We start from the raw sequence: 21,468 nt of genomic DNA, 5'->3' as shown, positions 1-21,468 counted from the left end.
CTTCCTCAGGCCCGGCGGCAGGAGCCTATCCACCTGCGGGCGGCGGGTCACTCGGACCGGGTGTGGCCGGGGGCGATGCGGACGGCGTCGGCGCTGGTGGACTACTACTCGCAGGGGGATCCGGGGTCGGCCCGACCGGCGGCGCGGACGTCGGCGTGGGCACCGGCGGGGTCACGCAGGCGCACGTCGGGCTCGGCGCCGGGCGTACCGGCGCGCGGCCGAGCACCGCACGCCCGCTCGGACTCGGCACCGCCCCGCCCGCCGGCGCCACGACGGTACGGCTCGGCGACGGGCTCGGCACGGATGCCACGCCCCGCGCGGTCGGTGTCGGCGACGCCGGCCCGGCCACCGCCGGCAGCCGGTTCGGCGGCGGCACCGCCTCCTCGCTCGCGAGCGCGCTCAGCCCGCCGACGACGGCGAAGTAGGTACCCGCCGCGCCGGCCAGCGAAAGCGCCCCGAACGTGGTGGCGGCCAGCACCCGCCGCCGCGGCCGGTGGGCCGGCTCGTACTGCGGGTAGGTCAGGTCAGCCGGTGCGTCGTCGACCGGCCCGGCCGGTCGACGGGAGAGGTCGTACCGGAGTGAGCGCCAGGCGCCCGACACCTCACGGCCTACGTTCCTCACGACAAGGTCCTTCCGGCGGCCGGCCAGGGGTCACCGCCGCCCGAAACGGGCGCGCCCGCCGGCTTCCGCCGCCGGTAACGCGCGTGGGTTACGGGGAAAGTCAGGGGTGCTGGTGTGCGTCGGGTCCGTCGTGGCAGGGTGAGCGGGTGACCGATTCCGCACCGGCCTCTTCGTCACCGGCCTCCGGTGGACCCACCGCCTGGCTGACCCTGCCGGAGGTCGCCGAGCGCATCGACGTACCGGTCAACAAGGTCAACCAGATGATCCGTGACCATGCGTTGCTCGCCGTGCGGCGGGACGGCGTGCTCCGGGTGCCTGCCGAGTTCGTGGTCAACCGCACCGTGCTCAAGCACCTCCCCGGCGTCCTGACCCTGCTGCACGACGCTGGGTACAACGACGAAGAGGCCCTGCGGTGGCTCTACGAGCCGGACGACACCCTTCCGGGTAAGCCCGCGGACGCGCTGAGCACCGGCCGGGCCACCGAGGTCAAGCGGCGGGCGCAGGCGCTGGGCTTCTGACCGTGCGGCACCTCACCTACCTGGCCGTGCTCGCCGGCTGCCTCGCCGGCGCGCTCTGGCTGGAGCCGGCGCTGCGGGTGGGCGTGCTCAAGCAGTGGCGGCGGCTGGTGCTCACGCTCGTGCCGGTCGCGGCGGTCTTCGTCGTGTGGGACCTGCTGGCCATCGCCGCCGGTCACTGGACGTTCGACCCGGCGCAGACCACCGGAGTGGTGTTTCCCGGCGGGCTGCCGCTGGACGAGCTGCTCTTCTTCCTGGTGGTCCCGATCTGCGCCATCCTCGGCTTCGAAGCGGTCCGGAAAGTCCTGGGCGACCGGTGACGTACACGGCGGCGGCGCTGCTGGGCGTGGCCGGTGCGGTCGTCGTGGACCTGTTCGTGCTGCGGACGCGCCTGTTGCGGCGGCGGGTCTTCTGGGCGACGTACCCGATCATCGTGTTCTTTCAGCTGATCTCCAACGGGATCCTGACCGGGCGGGGCGTCGTGCGGTACGACCCGGACGCGATCCTCGGGCTCCGCCTCGTCTACGCCCCGGTTGAGGACCTGCTGTTCGGTTTCGCCCTCGTGTTGCTCACGCTCTCCCTGTGGACCTGGTGGGGGCGCCGTGACCGGAGCGTGCCCGAATAAGCGCTTCATACCCCGTTGACCTGCCCGAACGGGCATAGGGCGGTCTTGCCTGTACGGGGCACGGCGGGCACACTTCGCCAACAGGCGCGTGCGCCGGAGGGTCGGGGGGCCCGTGGTCCGGTGCGTCGCGCGGGGGAGCGGCTCAGGAGGGGGAGCCCGGTGACGACGGCGCGGCTCGCCGCGGTCCTTGCGGGTACGCGCCCGCCGGGGGTCTACCGCTGGCTGTCCCGTGCACATCCGAGCGCTGTGCGCCGCGAGCTCGCGGCCGCCAGCTGGGCGGTGCACCAGCTCGACGGAAAGGCGCTGGGCGGTCGGCTGGACCTCTTCGACCGCTGCGCGGAGGAGCTGTCATTCCCCGCCTGGTCCGGGCGCGGCTGGGACGCCTTCTTCGACTGCCTCGCCGACCTGTCGTGGCTGGCCTGGCGGGGCCACGTGCTGCTGTGGGAGCAGTACGGCGGGCTGGCCCGGTCGGACGTCAAGGCGTGGCGGCAGGCGCACCAGGTCTTCGTCGAGGCCATCGCGGCACGGCGGGAGGCCGGGGCGCCGCCGCTCTACGTGCTGCTGCGCGGCGCGGGACCGGTCCAGGAGCCGGACGGCACCGCGCTGATCCCGACGCTCTGAGCCCTACTCGGTGCGGGCGGTCGCGGCGGCGGCCAGCTCGGCGAGGACCTCGCGGGCCTCGGGGTCGACGTCGGCGGTGGCCAGCGCGTCGAGGGCCACCGCGGTCAGCTCGGCGATGCGCGCCTCGGTGCGGTCGAGCGCGCCGGTGGACCTGATCACCTCGCGCAGCGCGGCCACGCCGGCGGCATCGAGCGCCGGGTCGCCGAGGCGCGCCTCCAGCACCGCCCGCTCCGCGTCGCCGGCCGCCTCGAAGGCCGCCACCACCAGGTACGTCCGCTTGCCCTCGCGCAGGTCGTCGCCGGCCGGCTTGCCGGTCTGCGCCGGGTCGCCGAACACGCCGAGCACGTCGTCGCGGAACTGGAACGCCTCGCCGAGCGGCAGCCCGTACGCCGAGAGGCCGGCATGGACCGAGGGCGGGGCGTCGGCGAGCGCGGCGCCGAGCAGCAGGGGGCGCTCGACCGTGTACTTGGCCGCCTTGTACCGCGCGACCTTGCTGGCCAGCTCGATCGAGGTGTGCGCCGTGGCCTGGGCGAAAACGTCCAGGTACTGCCCGACGGTGACCTCGGTGCGCATCTCGTCGAAGACCGGCCGGGCCCGAGCGAGGGTCTCCGGCGGCAGCCCGCCCGCGTGCAGCAGCTCGTCGGACCAGACCAGGCACAGGTCGCCGAGCAGGATCGCGGCCGAGTCGCCGAACGCGTCCGGGTCCCCCGCCATCCCGCGGCGCGGTGCCGGGCGGCGAACCGCCGGTGCACCGCCGGCTCGCCCCGCCGGGTGTCCGAGCGGTCCATGAGGTCGTCGTGGATCAGCGCGCTGGCCTGCACGAGCTCCAGCGCGGCGACGGTGGCCACCACCCGGTCCGAGTCGGCGGCGCCGGCCGCGCGCCAGCCCCAGTAGGCGAACGCGGGGCGCAGCCGCTTGCCGCCGCCGAGCACGAAGTCCTCGATCGCGTCGGCGATCGGCAGGACCGCCTCGTCGACGGTCGCGAGCCAGTCGCGCTGCCGCGCGAGGAACTCGGCGAGCGCCTTGTCGACACGGGTGCGCAGGTCGGCGCGGTCGACGGGCGACGATGAGGGGTCGTCTGCGGCCACATCACGACGCTAGTCGCTTCTGATCTCCACTGCTTTCGGGGGCCCCATCCCTGCAACTTCGGGCAGATAGGGACCGCAGGCGGTGGCCAGCTCGGCGAACCGTCTGGCCTCGGGCACCTCGCGGTGGGCGGCCAGCCGCGGGCGTACCCTCACCACCTCGGCGGCGGCCCGCGCGGAGCCCGAGCGGACCGCGTCGAGCAGCGCGGTGCCGGCCACCTCGCCGGCCCGCTCCACCTCGCCGAGATCCAGGCAGGCGCGCGCCAGCCAGGCGCCGTAGAGGGCGGTGGTGCGCGGCTGTCCGCTGCGGCCCACGGCGGCGGTGAGCAGCGGCTCGGCCCGCAGCGGGCGGCCCAGCGCGGCCATGCTGCGGCCGGTCATCGCGGACAGCTCCGCCTCGTCCACCCAGTACAGCCAGGTCGGGTCCTGGGTCGGGTCGCGGCGGGCGGCGATGGTGCCGGCCTGGTCGAGCGCGTCGTGCGCGGCCCGGCGCTCGCCGCACAGCGCGGCCGCGAACGCCACCCGGTGCAGCAGCAGCGCCCGCAGCGTGGCCGAGGCCGTCCGGCCGGCGCCGGCCAGGCCGGTGCGGGCCAGCAGCAGTGCCCCGCGCGGGTCGCCGTGGCCGGCGAGCAGGTGGCTGGCCGAGCCGAGCACGTGTGCGGCGAGCGGCCGGTCGCCGGCCTCCGCCGCCGCGGTGAGTGCGGCGCGGTAGGCGGTGAGCGCGCTGCCCACGTCACCCGCGTCGGCGGCCAGCCAGCCGGTGAGCTGTGCCGCCTCGGCCACCACCGCGAGCAGCCGCCGGCTCGACGGCCCGCCCGGCGGCCTGCCGAGCGCCGCGTCCAGCTCGCGCCCGGCCGGCCCGGCCAGGTCGGTGCCGCCGACCAGGTCGTCCTGCCGGCGCAGGACGGCGACCGTGGCGGCCACCGCGTCGGGGTCGGCTCCACCGCGGCGCCGCCCGCTCGGTGCGGCCGCCCGGCGCGCGCCGGCCAGCCAGCCGGCCAGCGCGTCGAGGGTCGATGGCACCGGTCCGGCCCGGTCGCGGGGCGCCGCCGCGTGCGCGGCGCGACCGCCCGATCCCCGCGCGGCTCCGGGCCGCTCCGGCCCTGCGCCCTTGGCTGCCGGCGTGGCGGCGGGCCGGGCCGTGGCCCGACCGAGCGAGCCGGCCGGGTCGGCCAGCCAGGCGTGGGCGAGGCGGAGAAGGTCGTCCTGGCCGTCGACCGGTGCGGGCGGCAGCGTGGATCGCCGGCCTCGGCGGGCGGCCTCGGCGGCCAGCGCCAGCTCCCCGCCCGGCACGTCGAGCACGACCGCGAGCCAGCTCAGCCAGAAGTCGCCGGGAACCCGCTCGCCGCGCTCCCAGCGGCTGACCTCGTGCCGGCTGACGGTGTGCACGCCGGCAGCCGCGGTGAGCTGCTCGGCCACGCGCAGCTGCGACCAGCCGCGCCCCAGCCGGAGCGCGGCCAACAGGGCGCCCAGCGATGCGGGCGCGGTGGATGGCGGCGGCGTGCCGCCCGGATCCTGGTCGATGCGTCCAACGGACACGGCGAACCTCAGCCCCCTCGAGCCACGAAAACCTCCTGACGCACGTGCCGACCCCTCGGCCGCCCGGCAGCGCCCCACCCCCTGGGCGCCGCCGGGCGCCCCCGTAACCCCGCACGGGGCGCCGCCCCCGGCCGGTCACCCCCGCGAAGGGCCGGGAGCGGGCACCCGTGCTGCCAAACCTTTTACCGCGCGGGTACGACGTTTTCGGCGTGGAAGATCCGCACGCCCTGCCGCCACGCTCTGAGATGGGCCGACTGCGGGTCGAGGCCAACCGATACAGTCACTGGGTGGCTCTCGGTCTACCCTCCGTCCTCCCCGGCGGCTCCCAGCCGTCGATCGGCGACCTGATCGCCGGCCCAGCGCCGACGTTCTCCTTCGAGTTCTTCCCGCCCAAGACGGCGGAGGGGCAGCCGCTGCTGTGGCAGGCCATCCGCGAGCTCGAGCCGCTGCGTCCCTCGTTCGTCTCGATCACCTACGGGGCGGGCGGGACCACCCGCGACACCACCGTCTCGGTGACCGAGCGCGTGGCCACCGAGACCACGCTGCTGCCGATGGCCCACCTCACCGCGGTCAACCACTCGGTCGCCGAGCTGCGCCACGTGATCGGCCGCCTGGCCGGCGTCGGCGTGCGCAACGTGCTGGCGGTGCGTGGCGACCCTCCGGGCAACCCGATGGGCGAGTGGGTGCGGCACCCCGACGGCGTGATGTACGCGGCGGATCTGGTCCGCCTCCTCAAGGAGTCCGGCGACTTCTGCGTCGGCGTGGCCGCCTTCCCGTACAAGCACCCACGCTCGCCCGACATCGCCTCCGACACCGACCGCTTCATCGAAAAGTGCCGGGCCGGCGCCGACTTCGCGATCACCCAGATGTTCTTCGACGCCGACGACTACCTGCGCCTTCGCGACCGGGTGGCCGCCGCCGGCTGCGACACCCCGATCGTGCCGGGCGTCATGCCGGTGACCCGGATGGCCACGATCGAGCGGTCCGAGCAGCTCTCCGGCGCCCCCTTCCCGCCGGCGCTGCTCGCGCGCTTCGAGCGGATCGCCGACGACGCCGAGGCGGTGCGCCGGCTCGGCATCGAGCAGTGCAGCGAGATGTGCACGCGGCTGCTCGACGAGGGCGTGCCGGGCATCCACTTCATCACGCTCAACCGGTCGACGGCGACCCGCGAGGTGTGGCAGAACCTGCCGGCCGGCGCCCGCGTCTGATCGACCCGCTGCGCGGTTGATCCGAAGGTGGGACGGGACCGGCTGAGCTGGGACGAGTACGCGGTCGCGTGGGCCCGGCTGCACGGTGGGTTCGACCCCCGCAAGGCCGGGCCGATGGTGCGCGGCTGGCTGCGCGTGGCGTACGTCATCGGCTCGGGCCTGGCCCGCATCGGCATCTCACCCGGCGGGGTCACCTTCGCCGGCCTTGTCCTGTGCGTCTCCGTGCCGGTGCTGGCCGGTCGCCCCGCCCTCGCCGCGGTGTTCGTGCTGCTGGCCGCGATGGCCGACAGCGCCGACGGCGCCACCGCGGTGGTGTCCGGCCGCGCCACCCGCCTCGGCTACCTCTACGACTCGGTGGCCGACCGGCTGGGCGAGGCGGCCTGGCTGATGGCCTTCTGGCTGGTGGGCGCGCCGGGCATTCTGGTGGTGACGGCCGGCGGCCTGTCCTGGCTCCACGAGTACGTGCGCGCCCGCGTCGCCGCCGCCGGCATGCGCGACATCGGCGTGGTCACCGTCGGCGAACGCCCCACCCGTGTGTCGATCGCCTTCGTCGGCCTGCTGCTGGCCGGCGCGGTCGAGCTGGTACAAGCCGACCTGCCCGCCGGAACGATCACCGTGGTGACCGCGGTGTGGGTGCTGCTGGCGCTGGTCGGCCTGCTGCAGCTGCTCGCCGCCTTCCACCGCGCGATGCGCTGACCCCGGCGGGGGCGGGGGGTCGGGTCAGGCCGGGCCGATCTGCGCGGCGGCGATCTCGGCGCTCAGCGTCACCATCGGCAGGCCGCCGCCCGGGTGGACGGTGCCGCCGACCAGGAAGAGCCCCTCGACCGGGCCGCGGTTCGGCGGGCGGGTCAGTGAGCCGGCCGTACCGTAGATCGGGTCGCTGGGCAGCAGCACTTCGCGGAAGGCGAGGCGGTCGCGGACCGCGACGCCACGGCTTTCCAGCACGTCCAGGATCCGTTCCGCGTACGCCTCCGCCAGCCCGGGGCGGCGCCAGTCCACAGCGGACGGTGCCGTGCCCTGCCGGGCGGCGTTGACCAGCACGAACCACGCCTCGTGCCCGGCCGGCCGGACCAGCGGGTCGTCCGCCACCGTCACGTACACGGTGGGGTCCGGCGCGGGCCGGGCGCGCACACCCCGGCCCGGGTCGCCGAAGACCGCGTCGAACTCCGCGTCGTAGTCCTCCGGGAAGAACACGTTGTGGTGGGCCAGACCCGAATCGCCGCGCACGCCGAGCAGCAGCACGAAACCGGCCAGGCTGCGGTCGGCCAGCCGGGCCAGGCGGCGCGGTGCCGGCAGCAGGTCGCGGTACACGGTGGCGGCGTCCACATCGGTCACCACCACGTCGGCGGGTATGCGTTCGCCGCCCGCGCGCACCCCGTGCACCCGCCCGCCCGCCGCGTCGATCGCGGTGACCGGCGTCTGCGTGCGGACCACCACGCCGCGGTCGAGGCAGCGGGACAGCAGCGCGTCGGCGAGCGTGGCCAGGCCGCCGGGCAGGTACCAGCCGCCGAAGGCCAGCTCCGCGTACACCACCGCGAGCAGGGCCGCCGGCGCGCGGCGGGGGTCGGCGCCGGCGTACGTGGCGTACCTGTCCACGAACATCCGCAGCCGCGGGTCGCGCACCCCCACGCCGCGCAGCGTCTGCCCCGGCCGGATCGCCCACAGGTCGCGCAGCCGCCACGCCTGCCGCGCCGGCGCGAGCGGAGTGCGCAGCACATGCCGCCACGAGGCGTCCCAGATCCGCCCCGCCCGCCGCCACAGCGCCGCCCACTCCTCGGCCGCCGCCTCGCCCAGCACCGTCGCGACCCGGCCGGCGAACGCGTCCGGGTCCCGGCACGAGTCGAGCACCGCGCCGTCCGGAAAGCGGTGGCGCACGATCGGGTCCAGCGGCACCGGCTCCAGCGCCGTCCAGCCTGTTTCGTCCGGTCCCGAGCCCGCGCCGGGGCGAAAAGGGCCGCGCAGCGAGTCGCCGAAGACCTCCGGCAGCGTGAGCAGGCTCGGGCCGGTGTCGAAGGCGAAACCGTCCCGCGCGTACCTCGCCAGCTTGCCGCCCACCACCGCGGACCGCTCCAGCACGGTCACCTCGTGCCCCGCGCCGGCCAACCGCAGCGCGGCGGTGAGGCCGCCCACGCCCGCTCCCACGATCACGACCTTCACGGCACCCTCCGCCCCCGCCAGACCAGCCGGCCCCGCCGCCGCTCCCGGTAGGAGCGCACCACAAGCCACCCGAACACCACTATCGAAACCGGGTGGGCCACCGCGTCCGGCCAGGCCCGACCCCCGGTCGCCCGCGCCGCCACCACACGACCCAGGACCCCGACGGAGTACCCGCACAGACCGGCCGCCACATTGACCGTGACCAGAAGAACCGGGGCGGTGTACAGCAGCAGGAGCAGCACCACGACGGCGGCCGCGCCCACCGGCGAGCCGAACGCCGCCCACAGCGACTTCGAGTAGCCGGACACGAGCTCGCCCCACGAGCCGTACATGCGGCAGGTGGCCAGCCCCGACCCGTCGGCGAGCGCGATCCGCCCCCGGTCCGCTTGACCGCGCGCGCCAGCGCCACGTCCTCCAGCACCTCGTCGCGCACGCCCGCGTGGCCGCCGGCCCGGTCGTACCCCGCGCGGTCCACGACCAGAAACTGCCCGCCCGCCGCCGCGAGGGAGGGGCGCGGCGAGCGCTCCATCGCGCGCAGCGGCAGGAAGGTGAGCCACGACCACTGCAGTAGCGGCTGGACGAGCCGTTCGCCGGCCGTACCGGCCACGATCCGCGGGTAGGGCGAGAGCAGGTCCACCCCGGCCGCCCGGAGCTCGCACACGGCGGCTGCCACGGCGTGCGGTGCGAGCACCACGTCCGCGTCGACGAAGACGAGCACGGTGGCGTGCGGCGCGCGGGCGGCGAGCTGGTGGCAGGCGTGCGGCTTGCCGAGCCAGCCCGGCGGCGGCGCGGTGCCATCCTCCACCCGCAGGCCGTGCGCACGGACAAGGTCGGCGGTGCCGTCGGTGGAGCCGTCGTCCAGCGCGATCACCTCCAGCCCCGGTACGCCCTCCTGCGCCTTCAGCGCGCGCAGGCACGGCTCGACGCGGGCCGCCTCGTCGCGCAGCGGGAGGAGCACGGCCACGCTCTCGTCCACTGTGGAGGCGGCGGCGCGGGGGCGGCGGAGCAGCCGTGCGTTGACGAGCGTGTGCGCGGTGAGCGCGGCGACCGCGACGACGAGTACCCAGGTCACCATGGCTCTCCGGCGCGGCGGGGAGCCGCGGGTGACCGCGGGCCGCTCTCCTCCCGCAGCGACCACGCCAGCGGGGCGGCGAGCAGGCCCATGCCGAGCGCGCCCCACAGCGCCGAAGCCACGCCGGGCAGGTCCAGGAAGACCGCGTGCGCCACGATGCTGGCCACGTACGTCCACAGGTACAGCGCGTACATCGGGGCGTCGTCCGGGCCGGGCCGGGTGCCGGTGGTCCGGATGAGCGCGGCCATCACGAGCGCCACCGCGAGCCAGCCGAGGTAGTTGCCGACCGGTACGCCGGGCACGCCGGGCAGGGCGGGGTGCGGGTCGACCCAGGTCCAGTACCCCTCGGCGACCATCTGCGGGTCGAGGAAGAGGTCCCATGCGGCCAGGCCGACCGCGGCGAGCACCACCTGGGCCGGCCGGGAGCGGGTGACCCGCACCGCCCCGAGCCACGCCGGCCAGGCCATCCAGGTCCAGGCGAGCGGCACCACGACCGGCACGCCGGCGAGCCGGGGGCCGAGGTCGCCGGAGTAGGTGTACTCGCCGAAGGGGAAGCCGGTCGCCACGCCCAGCGCCTCGACCGCGAAGCCGCCGCCCGTGGTGACGGCGACGAGCAGCACGGTCGCGCGAGGGCCGCGGGTGAGCAGCGCGTGGCTCACCGAGGTCGCGTACCCGAGCATGACCGTGGCGACGGTGACCGCCGCGCGGGTGTCGCCGCCGCTGAGCGGGTAGCTGATCTGGAGGAGGACGAGCCCGCCGAGCAGGGCCCAGGGCAGGCGGCGCCTCATCGTGTCACGTGGGGAGCGGCAGCTGGCGCCCCAGCACCGCGAACGCACGCTCGTCGCCGGGGAAGCGGAAGTCGCGCAGCACGTCGACGAACTCGAAGCGCCGGTACAGCCGCCAGGCGCGGGACTCCCACTCGTCTGCCTCGGGCGTGGACAGCAGCGTGGTCGCGCCGGTGGCCATGCGCAGCAGCGCGCGAAGCTGGCGGGCGCCGACGCCGTGCCCCTGCGCGGGCGGGCGGACGTGCAGCTCGACCACCTCGAAGCAGTCGGTGAGCCAGGTCTTGCGCGCCTCCTCGCTCAGCGCGCCGCGCACCTGGTCGTGCCACCACTGGCCGCCGGCGGAGGTGTAGCCGTATCCGAAGCCGACCAGATGGCCGTCGCGGGTGAGAGTGGCGACCGCCCGGAAGCCCGGGCGCCGTGCATGGGTGGCGATGTAGCCGCGCCGCGCCTCCAGCAGCTCGGAGCGGTAGCCCATCGCCTCGCCGTACACCGCGACGACGTCGTCCAGCCGCCTGGTGAGGTCGTCCGGCATCCACGGCACCAACCTCATGCGCGCCCGCGCTCCCCTCCGTCGCTCCAGCCCACGACCTTACGGTCGCCCATGACGTCCAGTACGGCGAACCGGGCGAACAGGTCCTCCGCGTACCACCCTTCGGCCGGTGTCCGGAGGATCGCCGCCCGGTGCTGCGGGTGACGGTACGCGAACTCGACGAGGTCTGCGGTGTTCCGCCACACGCTCACCGTGCCCTGCCAGCCGATCGGTGCCTCGCCGATGCCGAAGCGGCTGAGCAACCCTGGCGCGGTGGCCACCGCCTCGGCGACCGGCGGTACCGCACGCCAGAACGTCACCGCGCGGCGCGGCCGGAGCCGGGCGCGGGTGAGCGCGAGCACGGTCCCCTCGGCGGTGCCCTTTGGCGTGCCGAAGGGCTCGACGCCCGACCACCGCCCGCGGCTCGCGAGCGGGCGCAGGTCGATCCGGATCTGGCCGGTGGCAAGGCTTTCCCAGGCGCGGGCCACCGGCGAGCCGGCGAATGCCTCGGCCGGCTCGGCGCCGGTCCACACCACCAGAGCGGCGTACCGGGTCAGGTCGGCGTCCGCGGGGCCGAAGCTCTGGCCGGTACCCGTGCCGAGGAGCTTGGCGAAGCGGACGCCGGGCATCGCGCGCAGCCGGCGCCGGTCGAACGCGAGCCGGGCCAGCGCGTGCGGCACCGCGCGGCGGGGGACCCGCCACGCGTGCAGCGTCACGAACAGGGTCATGCGACCTCGGCCGGGCTCCCCGCGGTGATCCGGACCAGCTCGGCGTACGTGGTGGGGAAGACCGCCTGCGGTACGCCGCCGGCGGCCCAGATCTCGCCGTACTGCTCCAGGGCGGTGTCGACGAGCGTGCGCAGCGGCTTGGGGTGGCCGAGCGGCGCGACCCCGCCGATGACCTGGCCGGTGTGCGTGCGCACGAAGTCCGGCGTGGCCCGCTTGAGCTTGCCGACCCCCAGCTCGGCGGCGACCTTGACGGTGTCCACCCGGTGTGCGCCGGAGGTCAGGACCAGCAGCGGCTCGCCGTCGGCGTCGAAGATCAGCGAGTTGGCGATCTGGCCCACCTCGATGCCGAGCGCGGCCGCGGCCGCCGCCGCGGTGTGTACGGCCTCGGGCAGCAACCGGACCTCGCTGGGGCGGCCGGCGCCGTCGCGGGTGTCGGCGCCGAGCAGGGCGTCCTGGACGGCCTGCACATTCGGATGTGTGGACATGCCGACCATCTTTGCCGCTAGCCGGCCGGAACGGCGACGGCTTTCTCCTCGGCGGTGGCCGGCTCGGGTGCCTGCGGCCGGACCCGGGCGGTCTCCGCCAGCGCCACGCCGGCGAGGACGAGCGCGCCGCCGGTCAGCTGGGCCACGTTGAGGGCCTCGCTGCCGCCCAGCGTGATCCACGCCACAGCCGAGGCGATCACCGGCTCGACCATGCCGATGATGCCCACGCTCGTCGCCGGCAGGTGCCGGAGCGCGGCGCCCACCAGCAGGTACGGGGCGATCGAGCCGAGCACCACCACGTACCCGAGCAGCAGTGCGACCGGCACCCCGCCGGAGGTGGTCTCGCTCAGCGGCGCCCAGCCACCGCGGGCCGGCGCGACGGCCTGGGTGAGCAGCCCGGCCACGGCCGCGGCGCCGAACGCCCAGGTGGTCAGCGACAGCGTGTCCCGCCGCGCCACACCGCGCGCGCCGAGCAGGTAGTAGAGCGCGAGCAGCACGGCCGCGCCGAGGCCGGCGAGCACGCCAAGCCCGTCGAGCCGCAGCTCGCCCCACACCTCGGCCACGCAGGCCAGCCCCGCGAGGCTGAGCGCGAGCCCGCCCCACAGCCTCGGCCGCACGGGCTGGCGCTGGCCGAAGCGCACCCAGAGCGCGACGAAGAGCGGCGCGGTGTACTCGAACAGCAGCCCGATGCCCACCGGCAGCCGGGAGATCGCCACGAAGTAGAGCATCGGGACGAGGAAGAAGCCGGCCAGCCCGTATCCGATCAGGAGCGGCAGGTCGTGGCGGGTGACCGCCAGGCGGCGGCCGTAGCCGAGCATCAGCATGACCGCGAGCAGGCCCAGGAAGGCGCCGGCGGCCCGGAGGAAGGCGAGCTGGGGCGGCTCCACGCCGGCGCGCAGCACCAGCTTGGAGACGGTGCCGTTGACCGCGAACAGCGTGCCGGCGGCGACCACCATGGCCACTCCCAGCGCGGGCTTCCTCGTCACGCAGGTGAGGCTACCGGCCTACTGTCAGGAGTGGAATCGCATTGTGGTCGTTACCTCTCCGCAACGCCCGGCGGCGCGCCGCCGGGCGTTGCGTTTTTGTCGTAGGGGAGGTGTACTGTCTTGGTAGTTCGAACGACTGTTCGAACAACTCGGGTGGAGCGGTTCGCGACGCGCCATCCGAGGGCGGTTCGCGGAGACCGCGTGCGGGTCCTGGACATTCGCGGGTCCGGGCCCTCAGGCAGGACCGTTGCTCGCCTCCCCCGACCCCCGGGCGGCGAGCAACGGCCTCGCCGGCCGAGCTGGCCGGGTGTGAGGAGGGGAAGCGTTCACGCCCGGCCGGCGCCGTCGACAGGACATTGCCGAGGAGAGAGTCCCATGCCGACCAGTAGCGCTCAGGCACCCACCGTGCCCGCCGGCGTGCTGCCGCACCGCACTCCCGCCGAGCTGCTCGTCCTCGCCCGGCGCGGGCTGGAGGAAGCGGCACAGACCCGCCCCGACGGCCTGCGGTACGCCGCGGCCCACCTGTCCGCCCTGCGCGCCGCGGCAGCCATGCTCGCCGCCCGCGCGCAGCCGGCACCCACCCGGCGCAACAGGGTCACCAGCGTCTGGACGCTCCTGCTGATGGTGGCGCCCGAGCTGCGCGAGTGGGCCACCTACTTCGCCGCCGGTGCGAGCAAGCGCGCCGCGGCGCAGGCCGGCATCCCGCGCGTGGTCACCGGCCGCGAGGCCGACGACCTGCTGCGGGCCGCGGAGCAGTTCGTGGCGGTGGTCGAGGTCGCACTCGGCCTGGCGCACCAGCCCGCCCTGGACGGGCTGGCCGCCGCCTGACCCGCCGCGCGCACCAGCCGTCCTTGTAAGCGCACGGGAAAGCGAGTCAGGCCATGGCGGGCCAGGCGACTCTCCGGTCCGCCACCGTCGCCGGGCTGGTCCGGCCGGCCAGCGACCCGGACGTCACGGGGCGGCACCGCGTGCTGCCCGTCGCGTCCCCGCTGGGCGTGCTCCTGCCCGGCGGTGGCCTGCGCCGCGGCACCACCGTCGCGGCCGGCGGCGTGCCCGAGGGAGGCCTGCCCGCCGGTGGTGCGCTGGGCGGCAGCTCCGCCCTGGTGCTCGCGCTGATCGCCGAGGCGTCCCGCACCGGCGCGTGGTGCGCGCTGGTCGGCATCCCCACCTTCGGTGCGGTCGCGGCCGCCGACGCCGGCATCGCGCTCGACCGCGTGGCACTGGTGCCCAACCCCGGCCCCGAGTGGGCCGCGGTGGTCGCCGCCCTGATCGACGGCATCGACGTGGTGGTCATCGCCGTGCCCGGCGCCGTGCCCGCCTCCATCGCCAGTCGCTTGGCCGCCCGTGCGCGGCAGCGCGGGAGCGTGCTCGTGCCGTACGGGCGGTGGGACGGCGCCGACGTGACGCTCCAGGTGGTCCGCAGCGACTGGGAGGGCCTGGACGCGGGGCGCGGCCGGCTACGCCAGCGCCGCGTGACGGTCGTCGCCCGCGGCCGTGGTGCGGCCGCCCGCCCCAAAGAGATCACCGTCTGGCTGCCCGGCCCCGACGGGCAGCCGGTGGTCGCGGTGGTCGACGTCGACCCGGCCGCCCGCCCGCGGGCCGCCGCGCCACGCTGACGCTCATCCGCTGACGCGGGACCCGTGCGGGTGGGTCGAGGCTGGCGGCACGCTTCGAACATTTGTTCTATGATCAAGCATGCGCACGCTGCTGGTCTGGTGCCCCGACTGGCCGGTGATCGCCCTGGACCTCGTGGAAGGCATCCCGGCGACCGGGCCGGTGGCGGTGGTGCGGGCCAACCGCGTGATCGCCTGCTCCGAGGCGGCCCGGGCGGAGGGCGTCAGGCGCGGGCTGCGCAAGCGGGAGGCGCAGAGCCGCTGCCCGCGGCTGACCGTCGCCGAGCACGACCCGGACCGGGACGCGCGGGCGTTCGAGCCGGTCGTCGCGGCGGTCGAGGAGCTGGTGGTCGGCGTCGAGGCGGTCCGGCCCGGGTCCTGCGCGCTGGCCGCCAAGGGACCGGCACGCTACTTCGGCGGCGAGGAGCGCACGGCCGAGGCGATCGTCGAGCGGATCGCCGAGGCGTGCGGGGTGGAGAGCCAGGTGGGGATCGCGGACGGGGTGTTCGCGGCCGGGCTGGCGGCGCGCAGCGGGCGGATCGTGCCGCCGGGGGAGAGCCGGGAGTTCCTGGCCGGTCTCCCGGTCGAGGCGCTCGACCGTCCACAATTGACAGACCTGCTGCGGCGGCTCGGCGTGCGTACCCTCGGCGACTTCGCGGCCCTGCCCGCCGCGGACGTCCTGTCCCGGTTCGGGTTCGACGCGGCGCTGGCGCACCGGCTGGCGGCCGGGCGCGACCACCGGCCGCTCGCGGTCCGCCGCGTGCCACCCGACCTGGAGGTCACCGATACGTACGACGAGCCGCTCGACCGGGTCGACGTGGCGGCGTTCGCGGCGCGGTCGCTGGCCGAGCGGCTGCACGAAAAGCTCGCCGGTCACGGCCTCGCCTGCACCCGTGTGGCGATCGAGGCGGTGACCGTGGACGGCCAGGAGCTGCACCGGGTGTGGCGGCACGACGGGCTGCTCACCGCCGTGGCCATCGCCGACCGGGTGCGCTGGCAGCTCGACGGGTGGATCTCCGGGCGGCGGGAGCGGCCGGTGTCCGGGATCGTGCGGCTGCGGCTGATCCCCGAAGGGGTGCTCACGCATGTCGGCCTGCAGCCGGGCCTGTGGGGCGAGACCGGCGAGGAGCGCGAGCGGGCGCACCGGGCACTGCACCGGGTGCAGGGCATCCTCGGGCCGGAGGCGGTGCTCACGCCGGTGCGCGGCGGCGGGCGTTCGCCGGACGACCAGGCGCGGATGATCCCGTGGGGCGACGAGCGGACGCCGGCCCGCCCCGCCCAGCCGCCCTGGCCCGGCCACCTCCCCGCCCCCGCGCCCGCGACGGTGCTGGCCACGCCGGCGCGGGTCATGGTGTACGACGCGGAGGGCACCCCGGTCGAGGTGAGCGGCCGGCTGGAGCTCAGCGCGCCGCCGGCCCGCGTCGTGATCGGGTCGGCGCGGCGAGAGAGCACCGTCGAGGTGATCGGCTGGATCGGGCCGTGGCCGGTGGACGAGCGCTGGTGGGCGCCGGAGGAGTCGCGGCGGCGGGCGCGCTTCCAGGTGGCCCTCCCCGGCGGCTGGGGCCTTCTGCTCTCGCTGGCCGGCGGTATCTGGTCGGTGGAGGCGATCTATGACTGACATCGCAGTTGATCAGGGAGTTCGTGGGCGTGTCGTCCGGCGTTTCGCTGCACCAACTCCCTGATCGACCTGGAAGGCAGGCTGGAGGTTCCCGTGGGCTTTCACAACCCCGTCCGCCCGTGGGCGGAGATGGAGCGGGTGCTCTCCGGAAAGCACGTCGTGGACCCGCTGGCCGTGGACGCCGACGGCGGCGACTCGCCGGCGTGGAGCCGCAAGCGCCCGCCGTACGAGGGGCCCGCGCTCATCCGCGCCGAGGGCGCCGTGTCCTACGCGGAGCTGCACTGCCACACCAACTTCAGCTTCCTCGACGGGGCGAGCCACCCGGAGGAGCTGGCACGCGAGGCGGCCCGGCTGGGGCTGACCGCGCTCGCGGTGACCGATCACGACGGCTTCTACGGCGTCGTGCGCTTCGCCGAGGCGGCCCGCGCCCACCAGCTGCCCACGGTCTTCGGCGCGGAGCTCTCGCTCGGCCTGCCCGGCCCGCAGAACGGGGAGCCCGACCCGGTCGGCCGCCACCTGGTGGTGCTGGCCCGGGGCCCCGCCGGGTACGCGCAGATCGCCCGCACCGTCAGCCAGGCGCAGCTGGCCGGGAAGGAGAAGGGCCGCCCGGTGTACCCCTCGATCGACGAGCTGGGCCAAGGGCTCACCGACGTGGTCGTGCTGACCGGGTGCCGCAAGGGCACCGTGCCGGCGGCGCTGCGGATCGGCGGGATGGCCGCGGCGGCCGCGGAGCTGGACCGGCTCGTGGCCGCGTTCGACTCCGAGCGCGTGCTGGTGGAGCTGACCGACCACGGCGACCCGAGCGACGGCGACCGCAACGACGCGCTCGCCGAGCTGGCCGCCGCGGCAGGACTGTCCACTGTGGCCACCAACAACGTGCACTACGCCACGCCCAAGCGGCGGCGGTTGGCCACGGCCCTCGCGGCGGTACGGGCCAGGCGCAGCCTCGACGAGATCGACGGGTGGCTGCCCGCCGCGGCCACCGCGCACCTGCGCAGCGGCGAGGAGATGGCGGCCCGGTTCGCGGGGTACCCGGGCGCGGTGGCGCGCGCCGCCGAGCTGGGCCGCGAGCTCGCCTTCGACCTGCAGCTCGTCGCGCCCAACCTGCCGGACTGGGAGGTGCCGCCGGGCCACACCGAGATGAGCTGGCTGCGCGAGCTGACCATGCGCGGGGCGCTGGAGCGGTACGGGCCGCGGGAGGCGGCACCCAAGGAGTACGCCCAGCTGGACCGCGAGCTGAAGATGATCGACGAGCTGGGCTTTCCCGGCTACTTCTTGATCGTCCACGACATCGTGGCCTTCTGCCATCGAAACCGGATCTTCTGCCAGGGGCGGGGATCAGCGGCCAACTCGGCGGTCTGCTACGCGCTCCGCATCACCAACGTCGACGCGGTACAGCACGAGCTGCTCTTCGAGCGTTTCCTGGCCCCTGAGCGGGACGGGCCGCCCGACATCGACGTGGACATCGAGTCCGACGAGCGCGAGAAGGTCATCCAGTACGTCTACGAGAAGTACGGCCGGACGCACACCGCGCAGGTCGCCAACGTGATCTCGTACCGGCCGCGGTCGGCGGTGCGCGACATCGCCAAGGCGTTCGGCTTCTCGCCGGGGCAGCAGGACGCGTGGAGCAAGCAGATCGACCGGTGGGGGAGCATCGCGGCCGTCGACGTCGACGACATCCCGCCGCGCGTGATCGAGTTCGCAAACGAGCTGCAGACGTTTCCACGCCACCTGGGCATCCACTCCGGCGGCATGGTGATCTGCGACCGGCCGGTGATCGACGTGTGCCCGGTGGAGTGGGCGCGGATGGAGAATCGCACGGTCCTGCAGTGGGACAAGGACGACTGCGCGATCGCCGGGCTGGTCAAGTTCGACCTGCTGGGGTTGGGGATGCTGTCCGCGCTCCGGTACGCGCACGACATGATCCAGGATGACCTCGACCTGAGCGGGATGCGGTTGGACGATCCCGAAATTTACGACATGTTGTGCCGGGCCGACTCGGTGGGCGTCTTCCAGGTCGAGTCGCGCGCCCAGATGGCCACCCTGCCGCGGCTGGAGCCGCGCAAGTTTTACGACCTTGTCGTGGAGGTGGCGCTGATCCGCCCCGGCCCGATCCAGGGCGGGTCCGTACATCCCTACATCCGCCGCAAAAAGGGCCTGGAAAAGGCCGAGCCGCCGCATCCGGCGATGGCGAACGCGCTCGCCAAGACCCTCGGCGTGCCGCTCTTCCAGGAGCAGCTCATGCAGCTCGCGATCGACGTCGCCGGCTTCAACGGCGCCGAGGCCGACCAGCTGCGCCGCGCGATGGGCTCGAAGCGTTCGGACGAGCGGATGGCAGCGCTCCGGGAGCGGCTCTACGCGGGCATGGCGGAGCGGGGGATCACCGGCGAGCTCGCCGACGACGTGTACCTCAAGCTCTCCTCGTTCGCCAGCTTCGGCTTTCCGGAGAGCCACGCGATCAGCTTCGCCTACCTCGTGTACGCCAGCTCGTGGCTCAAGCGCTACCACCCCGGGCCGTTCCTCGCCGCGCTGCTCAACGCCCAGCCGATGGGCTTCTACTCGCCGCAGACGCTGGTCGACGACGCGCGGCGGCACGGTGTCGAGGTGCGCCGGCCGGACATCAACGCGAGCGGGGCGAAGGCAAAGCTGGAGTACACATCGGACACCCGATGGGGGAGCGAGAAGGGCGAGCCGCCGCACCAGTGGGGGATGGGCGGCCCGGCCGTCCGACTTGGACTGTCCTATGTGCGCACGATCGGCGACGACCTCGCCGCGCGGATCGAGGAGGAGCGGGAGGGCGCCGGCCCGTACCGGGACATGGCGGACCTGGCCCGCCGGGTCGGCCTGACCGGCGCGCACATGGAGGCGCTGGCCACGGCGGACGCGTTCGCCGGCTTCGGGCTGACCCGCCGCGAGGCGCTGTGGGCCGCCGGCGCGGCGGCGGAGGAGCGGCCCGGCCGCCTCCCCGGCACCGGCAGCAGCCCCAACCCGCCGCCCACGCTGCCCGGCATGGACGCGGTCGACCGCCTGGTCGCGGACGTGTGGGCCACCGGCCTGTCGCCGGAGAGCCACCCGGCCCGCTTCATCCGGCCCCAGCTGGAGGAGGCCGGCGCGGTGCCGATAGCGCGGCTGGGCATGATCGACGGCGGCACGCGGGTGCGCGTCGGCGGCCTCGTGACCCACCGGCAGCGGCCGGCGACCGCGGGCGGGATCACCTTCATGAACCTGGAGGACGAGACCGGCATGCTCAACGTGACGTGCTCGCCGGGGCTGTGGCAGCGGTACCGAAAAGTGGCTCGCACGAGTGCCGCACTGATCGTCAGAGGCCGCCTGGAAAAGCACGACGGCGTGATCAATTTGACCGCCGACCGGCTCGATCCGATCACGCCGCCGGTGACCCCAGCGTCACGCGATTTCCGCTGATACGCCTTCGACGGTATTCCGACAGTGGTGCACGATGAGTCACTTCGCTGTGTCAATCTGTTTCGGGCCCGTGGCGAACGGCGAGTACCAAATAGCGGAATCCGGGTAGCCATGCACAACAGGACGACCTTTCTGGTCGGCGCAAAGTACCTCTTCTGGGTGTTTTTCCTTGCTGTCTACACACCGTTCTTCGTTGCCGCGCACGCGCGCTACACGTTCGGCGTGAGCAGGGCAGACGCCAAGTACACCAGGGCACAGTGCGAGACGATCTCCTGGTGCGGTGACAACCACGACGCCTTCGAGGTCGCCCAGATGACCCTGATGCGGGCGGTCGCCGGCGAGATTTGGGTGAGCGCGATCGCGGTGCTGCTGATCGATGCGATATTCCTACTGCTCGCGACGAGACATCTGAGGGGACGCCAGGTAACCGCGTCCAAAGCCAGATCGTGGTGGCGAGTGCAACTGGTCATCGTTGTGGCGTCGCTCACTATTTACCTCGCGCTCCTCGCGATCGGCGCCCGCGCTCTGCACCGCATTCCGGAAAACGCGCGGCTGGTGCCCTACCAGGAGGCGTTCTCATCGCCCTTCGCCGATGCCGCCATGATCTATTACATTGCGGTATTCGTCGCGGTAAACGTCATTTCGCTCGTGCTCAACCGCGCGCTGTCCCGCCGCCTCGCGGCCGGCAACCCAGCCGTGCCAGCCCAGCGGTCGGCCCGCGTCCTGGTCCCAGAAGACTGACCGCTCGCCATCGGTCCGCGCCGCTGAACGGGCGAGGGTGGCGACGCGGATTGGCAGGTCGGGCCGCATCGGGACTCCGCGGCGAACCGGACGTGCTCGTGGCCGGCTCCGGAGATCTTGGCGAGTTGGCGTCGCTCGACCTTCGGAGTTGGGATTGCTTCCGTGCGACAGCCGCCGGTGTCCTCCCATGCAAGATCCACCTGTCTGGTCTGCCCTACCCGTGCTTCTGTAGATCTTTCGAGCGCGAGTGCGCGAGTCCGTCCGCGGTTCGGCGCCGTCGTCGCGGTCCGTGACTGTCGATCAGTCGGGTTCGGTGTGCGCTTCGAGATCTTGGTAAGTTGGCGCGTAATTTCGACGCTAACTTGCCAAGATCTGGCGGATCGGGCTCCTGGGTTGAGCTGGGCGACCGCGGAGGGTGAGGCGGTGACCGCGAAAGGACTCCAGACGACGAAACTCCGAAAGTCGAGGCGTCGCTATGGCGGCCCCAAACTCGCCAAGATCTCGTATCTTGTTTGCTCCCCGCAACGACGCTGCACTGTGGACGGATGCGGGTCGGCCGCCGAACGGGCGGGCCCGGACACTCTGCGGCTGCGGCCTTGCCGTTGCTTGAGTTGGCCGGGCGGGGTGCCTTCGGAGAGGTAGTGGCGGTCGCCGGTTTTGCCATTCGTCGTGGGCTTCGACCAGGACCGCGCCGGCTGGGTGGAGCAGGGGGCTCGGCGGTGGGAACGCACCGACCGCGTCTGCGCGGCGTCTGATCTCATTGTTCAGCCGTTCCAGGGGGTTGGTGGAAGAACGACCCCGACCGCAGCCTCGGGATCCGCAGCCTCAAATCACCCGCCGTCGTGGTCAGGGGACGATGGCCGTTGCGCTGCGGGGTCCGAATGCCGGTGCGGTAGTGGAGTTCGGCGCCGATCACCGCGGTGGGCTCGGCCTCGATCAAAGGCGTGGTAGAGCGTTTCGGCCGCCTGACGGACCGATCGCCGACCTCGGCGGCCCGGAGTTGGTCCAGCACGTGCAGCAGGGCGGACGGCGGCACGCCGGACAAGGTCAACTCGGGACCACGGCCGGCCCTGGCAGACCTTGGTGAGTTGGCGGCGATATGGCGCACCAACCCGC

Annotated in this window: 19 protein-coding genes and 4 pseudogenes; 12 read left to right on the top strand and 11 right to left on the bottom strand. The window is 74.3% G+C overall.

Going from position 1 to position 21,468, the window contains the following annotated elements:
* Window positions 1-62 precede the first annotated feature (62 nt).
* The 5 genes from Phou_RS08540 (at window position 63) to Phou_RS08520 (ending at window position 2,383) form a co-directional block, all read left to right on the top strand.
* Window positions 63-425, top strand: coding sequence for a hypothetical protein (locus Phou_RS08540; protein WP_173055091.1), 363 nt, complete (start codon window positions 63-65; stop codon window positions 423-425).
* Window positions 426-768: 343 nt separating this feature from the next.
* Window positions 769-1,140 carry an Rv2175c family DNA-binding protein gene (locus tag Phou_RS08535; protein ID WP_173055089.1) on the top strand — a complete coding sequence of 124 codons (372 nt, stop codon included), beginning with the start codon at window positions 769-771 and terminating at the stop codon, window positions 1,138-1,140.
* Window positions 1,141-1,142: 2 nt separating this feature from the next.
* The gene (locus tag Phou_RS08530) at window positions 1,143-1,457 is read left to right on the top strand and encodes a lycopene cyclase domain-containing protein (protein ID WP_173055087.1); all 315 of its coding nucleotides are present in this window, start codon (window positions 1,143-1,145) and stop codon (window positions 1,455-1,457) included.
* A complete protein-coding gene (locus tag Phou_RS08525; protein WP_173055085.1) occupies window positions 1,454-1,762 on the top strand; it encodes a lycopene cyclase domain-containing protein in 309 nt (102 codons plus the stop codon). The genes Phou_RS08530 and Phou_RS08525 overlap by 4 nt, the downstream gene beginning before the upstream one ends.
* 159 nt (window positions 1,763-1,921) lie before the next feature.
* On the top strand, window positions 1,922-2,383 hold the full coding sequence (locus tag Phou_RS08520; RefSeq protein ID WP_218578875.1) for a barstar family protein: 462 nt from the start codon (window positions 1,922-1,924) through the stop codon (window positions 2,381-2,383).
* A 3-nt stretch (window positions 2,384-2,386) separates the two neighbouring features.
* On the opposite strand, the pseudogene Phou_RS08515 reads toward Phou_RS08520, so the two are convergent.
* Window positions 2,387-3,471 (bottom strand): annotated as a pseudogene (locus Phou_RS08515) (polyprenyl synthetase family protein).
* A gap of 9 nt (window positions 3,472-3,480) precedes the next feature.
* Window positions 3,481-5,007 carry an NsdA family TPR-like regulatory protein gene (locus Phou_RS08510; RefSeq protein WP_246273403.1) on the bottom strand — a complete coding sequence of 509 codons (1,527 nt, stop codon included), beginning with the start codon at window positions 5,005-5,007 and terminating at the stop codon, window positions 3,481-3,483.
* Window positions 5,008-5,294: 287 nt separating this feature from the next.
* Here Phou_RS08510 and metF point away from each other — a divergent pair, with 287 nt between their 5' ends.
* Window positions 5,295-6,215, top strand: coding sequence for a methylenetetrahydrofolate reductase [NAD(P)H] (gene metF, locus Phou_RS08505; protein ID WP_173055083.1), 921 nt, complete (start codon window positions 5,295-5,297; stop codon window positions 6,213-6,215).
* A 27-nt stretch (window positions 6,216-6,242) separates the two neighbouring features.
* Entirely contained in the window at window positions 6,243-6,911 is a 669-nt protein-coding gene (locus tag Phou_RS08500) for a CDP-alcohol phosphatidyltransferase family protein (protein WP_246273401.1), read from the top strand.
* Window positions 6,912-6,935: 24 nt separating this feature from the next.
* Here Phou_RS08500 and Phou_RS08495 read toward each other — a convergent pair whose 3' ends face one another.
* From Phou_RS08495 to Phou_RS08465, 7 genes and pseudogenes are all read right to left on the bottom strand, one after another.
* A complete protein-coding gene (locus Phou_RS08495) occupies window positions 6,936-8,372 on the bottom strand; it encodes a phytoene desaturase family protein (RefSeq protein WP_173055081.1) in 1,437 nt (478 codons plus the stop codon).
* A pseudogene (locus Phou_RS08490) lies at window positions 8,369-9,447 on the bottom strand (glycosyltransferase family 2 protein). Before Phou_RS08490 ends, Phou_RS08495 begins: the two are co-directional and overlap by 4 nt.
* The gene (locus Phou_RS08485) at window positions 9,441-10,232 is read right to left on the bottom strand and encodes a carotenoid biosynthesis protein (protein WP_173055079.1); all 792 of its coding nucleotides are present in this window, start codon (window positions 10,230-10,232) and stop codon (window positions 9,441-9,443) included. Before Phou_RS08485 ends, Phou_RS08490 begins: the two are co-directional and overlap by 7 nt.
* A 4-nt stretch (window positions 10,233-10,236) precedes the next feature.
* Window positions 10,237-10,779, bottom strand: a complete 543-nt coding sequence (locus Phou_RS08480) for a GNAT family N-acetyltransferase (RefSeq protein ID WP_173055077.1) — start codon at window positions 10,777-10,779, stop codon at window positions 10,237-10,239.
* The gene (locus tag Phou_RS08475; RefSeq protein ID WP_173055075.1) at window positions 10,776-11,486 is read right to left on the bottom strand and encodes a monooxygenase; all 711 of its coding nucleotides are present in this window, start codon (window positions 11,484-11,486) and stop codon (window positions 10,776-10,778) included. The genes Phou_RS08480 and Phou_RS08475 overlap by 4 nt, the downstream gene beginning before the upstream one ends.
* Window positions 11,483-11,971, bottom strand: a complete 489-nt coding sequence (locus Phou_RS08470) for a YbaK/EbsC family protein (protein WP_173055073.1) — start codon at window positions 11,969-11,971, stop codon at window positions 11,483-11,485. The genes Phou_RS08475 and Phou_RS08470 overlap by 4 nt, the downstream gene beginning before the upstream one ends.
* Window positions 11,972-11,988: 17 nt before the next feature.
* Window positions 11,989-12,957 (bottom strand): EamA family transporter, encoded by a 969-nt coding sequence (locus Phou_RS08465; protein ID WP_218578874.1) that lies wholly within the window; start codon window positions 12,955-12,957, stop codon window positions 11,989-11,991.
* A gap of 375 nt (window positions 12,958-13,332) precedes the next feature.
* Here Phou_RS08465 and Phou_RS08460 point away from each other — a divergent pair, with 375 nt between their 5' ends.
* The 5 genes from Phou_RS08460 to Phou_RS08440 all read left to right on the top strand — a co-directional run bounded on the left by Phou_RS08460 (window position 13,333) and on the right by Phou_RS08440 (window position 20,352).
* The gene (locus Phou_RS08460) at window positions 13,333-13,785 is read left to right on the top strand and encodes an SAV_6107 family HEPN domain-containing protein (RefSeq protein WP_173055071.1); all 453 of its coding nucleotides are present in this window, start codon (window positions 13,333-13,335) and stop codon (window positions 13,783-13,785) included.
* Window positions 13,786-13,838: 53 nt separating this feature from the next.
* Complete coding sequence (gene imuA' / locus Phou_RS08455) at window positions 13,839-14,573, top strand: DnaE2-dependent mutagenesis accessory factor ImuA' (protein ID WP_173055069.1); 735 nt, start codon at window positions 13,839-13,841, stop codon at window positions 14,571-14,573.
* Between the two features lie 79 nt (window positions 14,574-14,652).
* Window positions 14,653-16,188, top strand: coding sequence for a DNA polymerase Y family protein (locus tag Phou_RS08450; protein WP_173055067.1), 1,536 nt, complete (start codon window positions 14,653-14,655; stop codon window positions 16,186-16,188).
* Between the two features lie 93 nt (window positions 16,189-16,281).
* Complete coding sequence (locus Phou_RS08445) at window positions 16,282-19,611, top strand: error-prone DNA polymerase (RefSeq protein ID WP_218578872.1); 3,330 nt, start codon at window positions 16,282-16,284, stop codon at window positions 19,609-19,611.
* 111 nt (window positions 19,612-19,722) lie between these two features.
* Entirely contained in the window at window positions 19,723-20,352 is a 630-nt protein-coding gene (locus tag Phou_RS08440; RefSeq protein WP_173055065.1) for a hypothetical protein, read from the top strand.
* A 657-nt stretch (window positions 20,353-21,009) separates the two neighbouring features.
* On the opposite strand, the pseudogene Phou_RS52370 reads toward Phou_RS08440, so the two are convergent.
* Together Phou_RS52370 and Phou_RS08430 are read right to left on the bottom strand one after the other, a co-directional pair.
* Window positions 21,010-21,141, bottom strand: a pseudogene (locus Phou_RS52370) (transposase); the annotation flags it as partial.
* Window positions 21,140-21,388, bottom strand: a pseudogene (locus Phou_RS08430) (transposase); the annotation flags it as partial. The pseudogenes Phou_RS08430 and Phou_RS52370, both read right to left, overlap by 2 nt.
* Window positions 21,389-21,468: the final 80 nt, after the last annotated feature.

The organism is Phytohabitans houttuyneae (assembly GCF_011764425.1).
Lineage (GTDB): Bacteria > Actinomycetota > Actinomycetes > Mycobacteriales > Micromonosporaceae > Phytohabitans > Phytohabitans houttuyneae.
The sequence above is the reverse complement of the archived record's forward strand: the minus strand, read 5'-3'. Positions and strand labels throughout refer to the sequence as shown.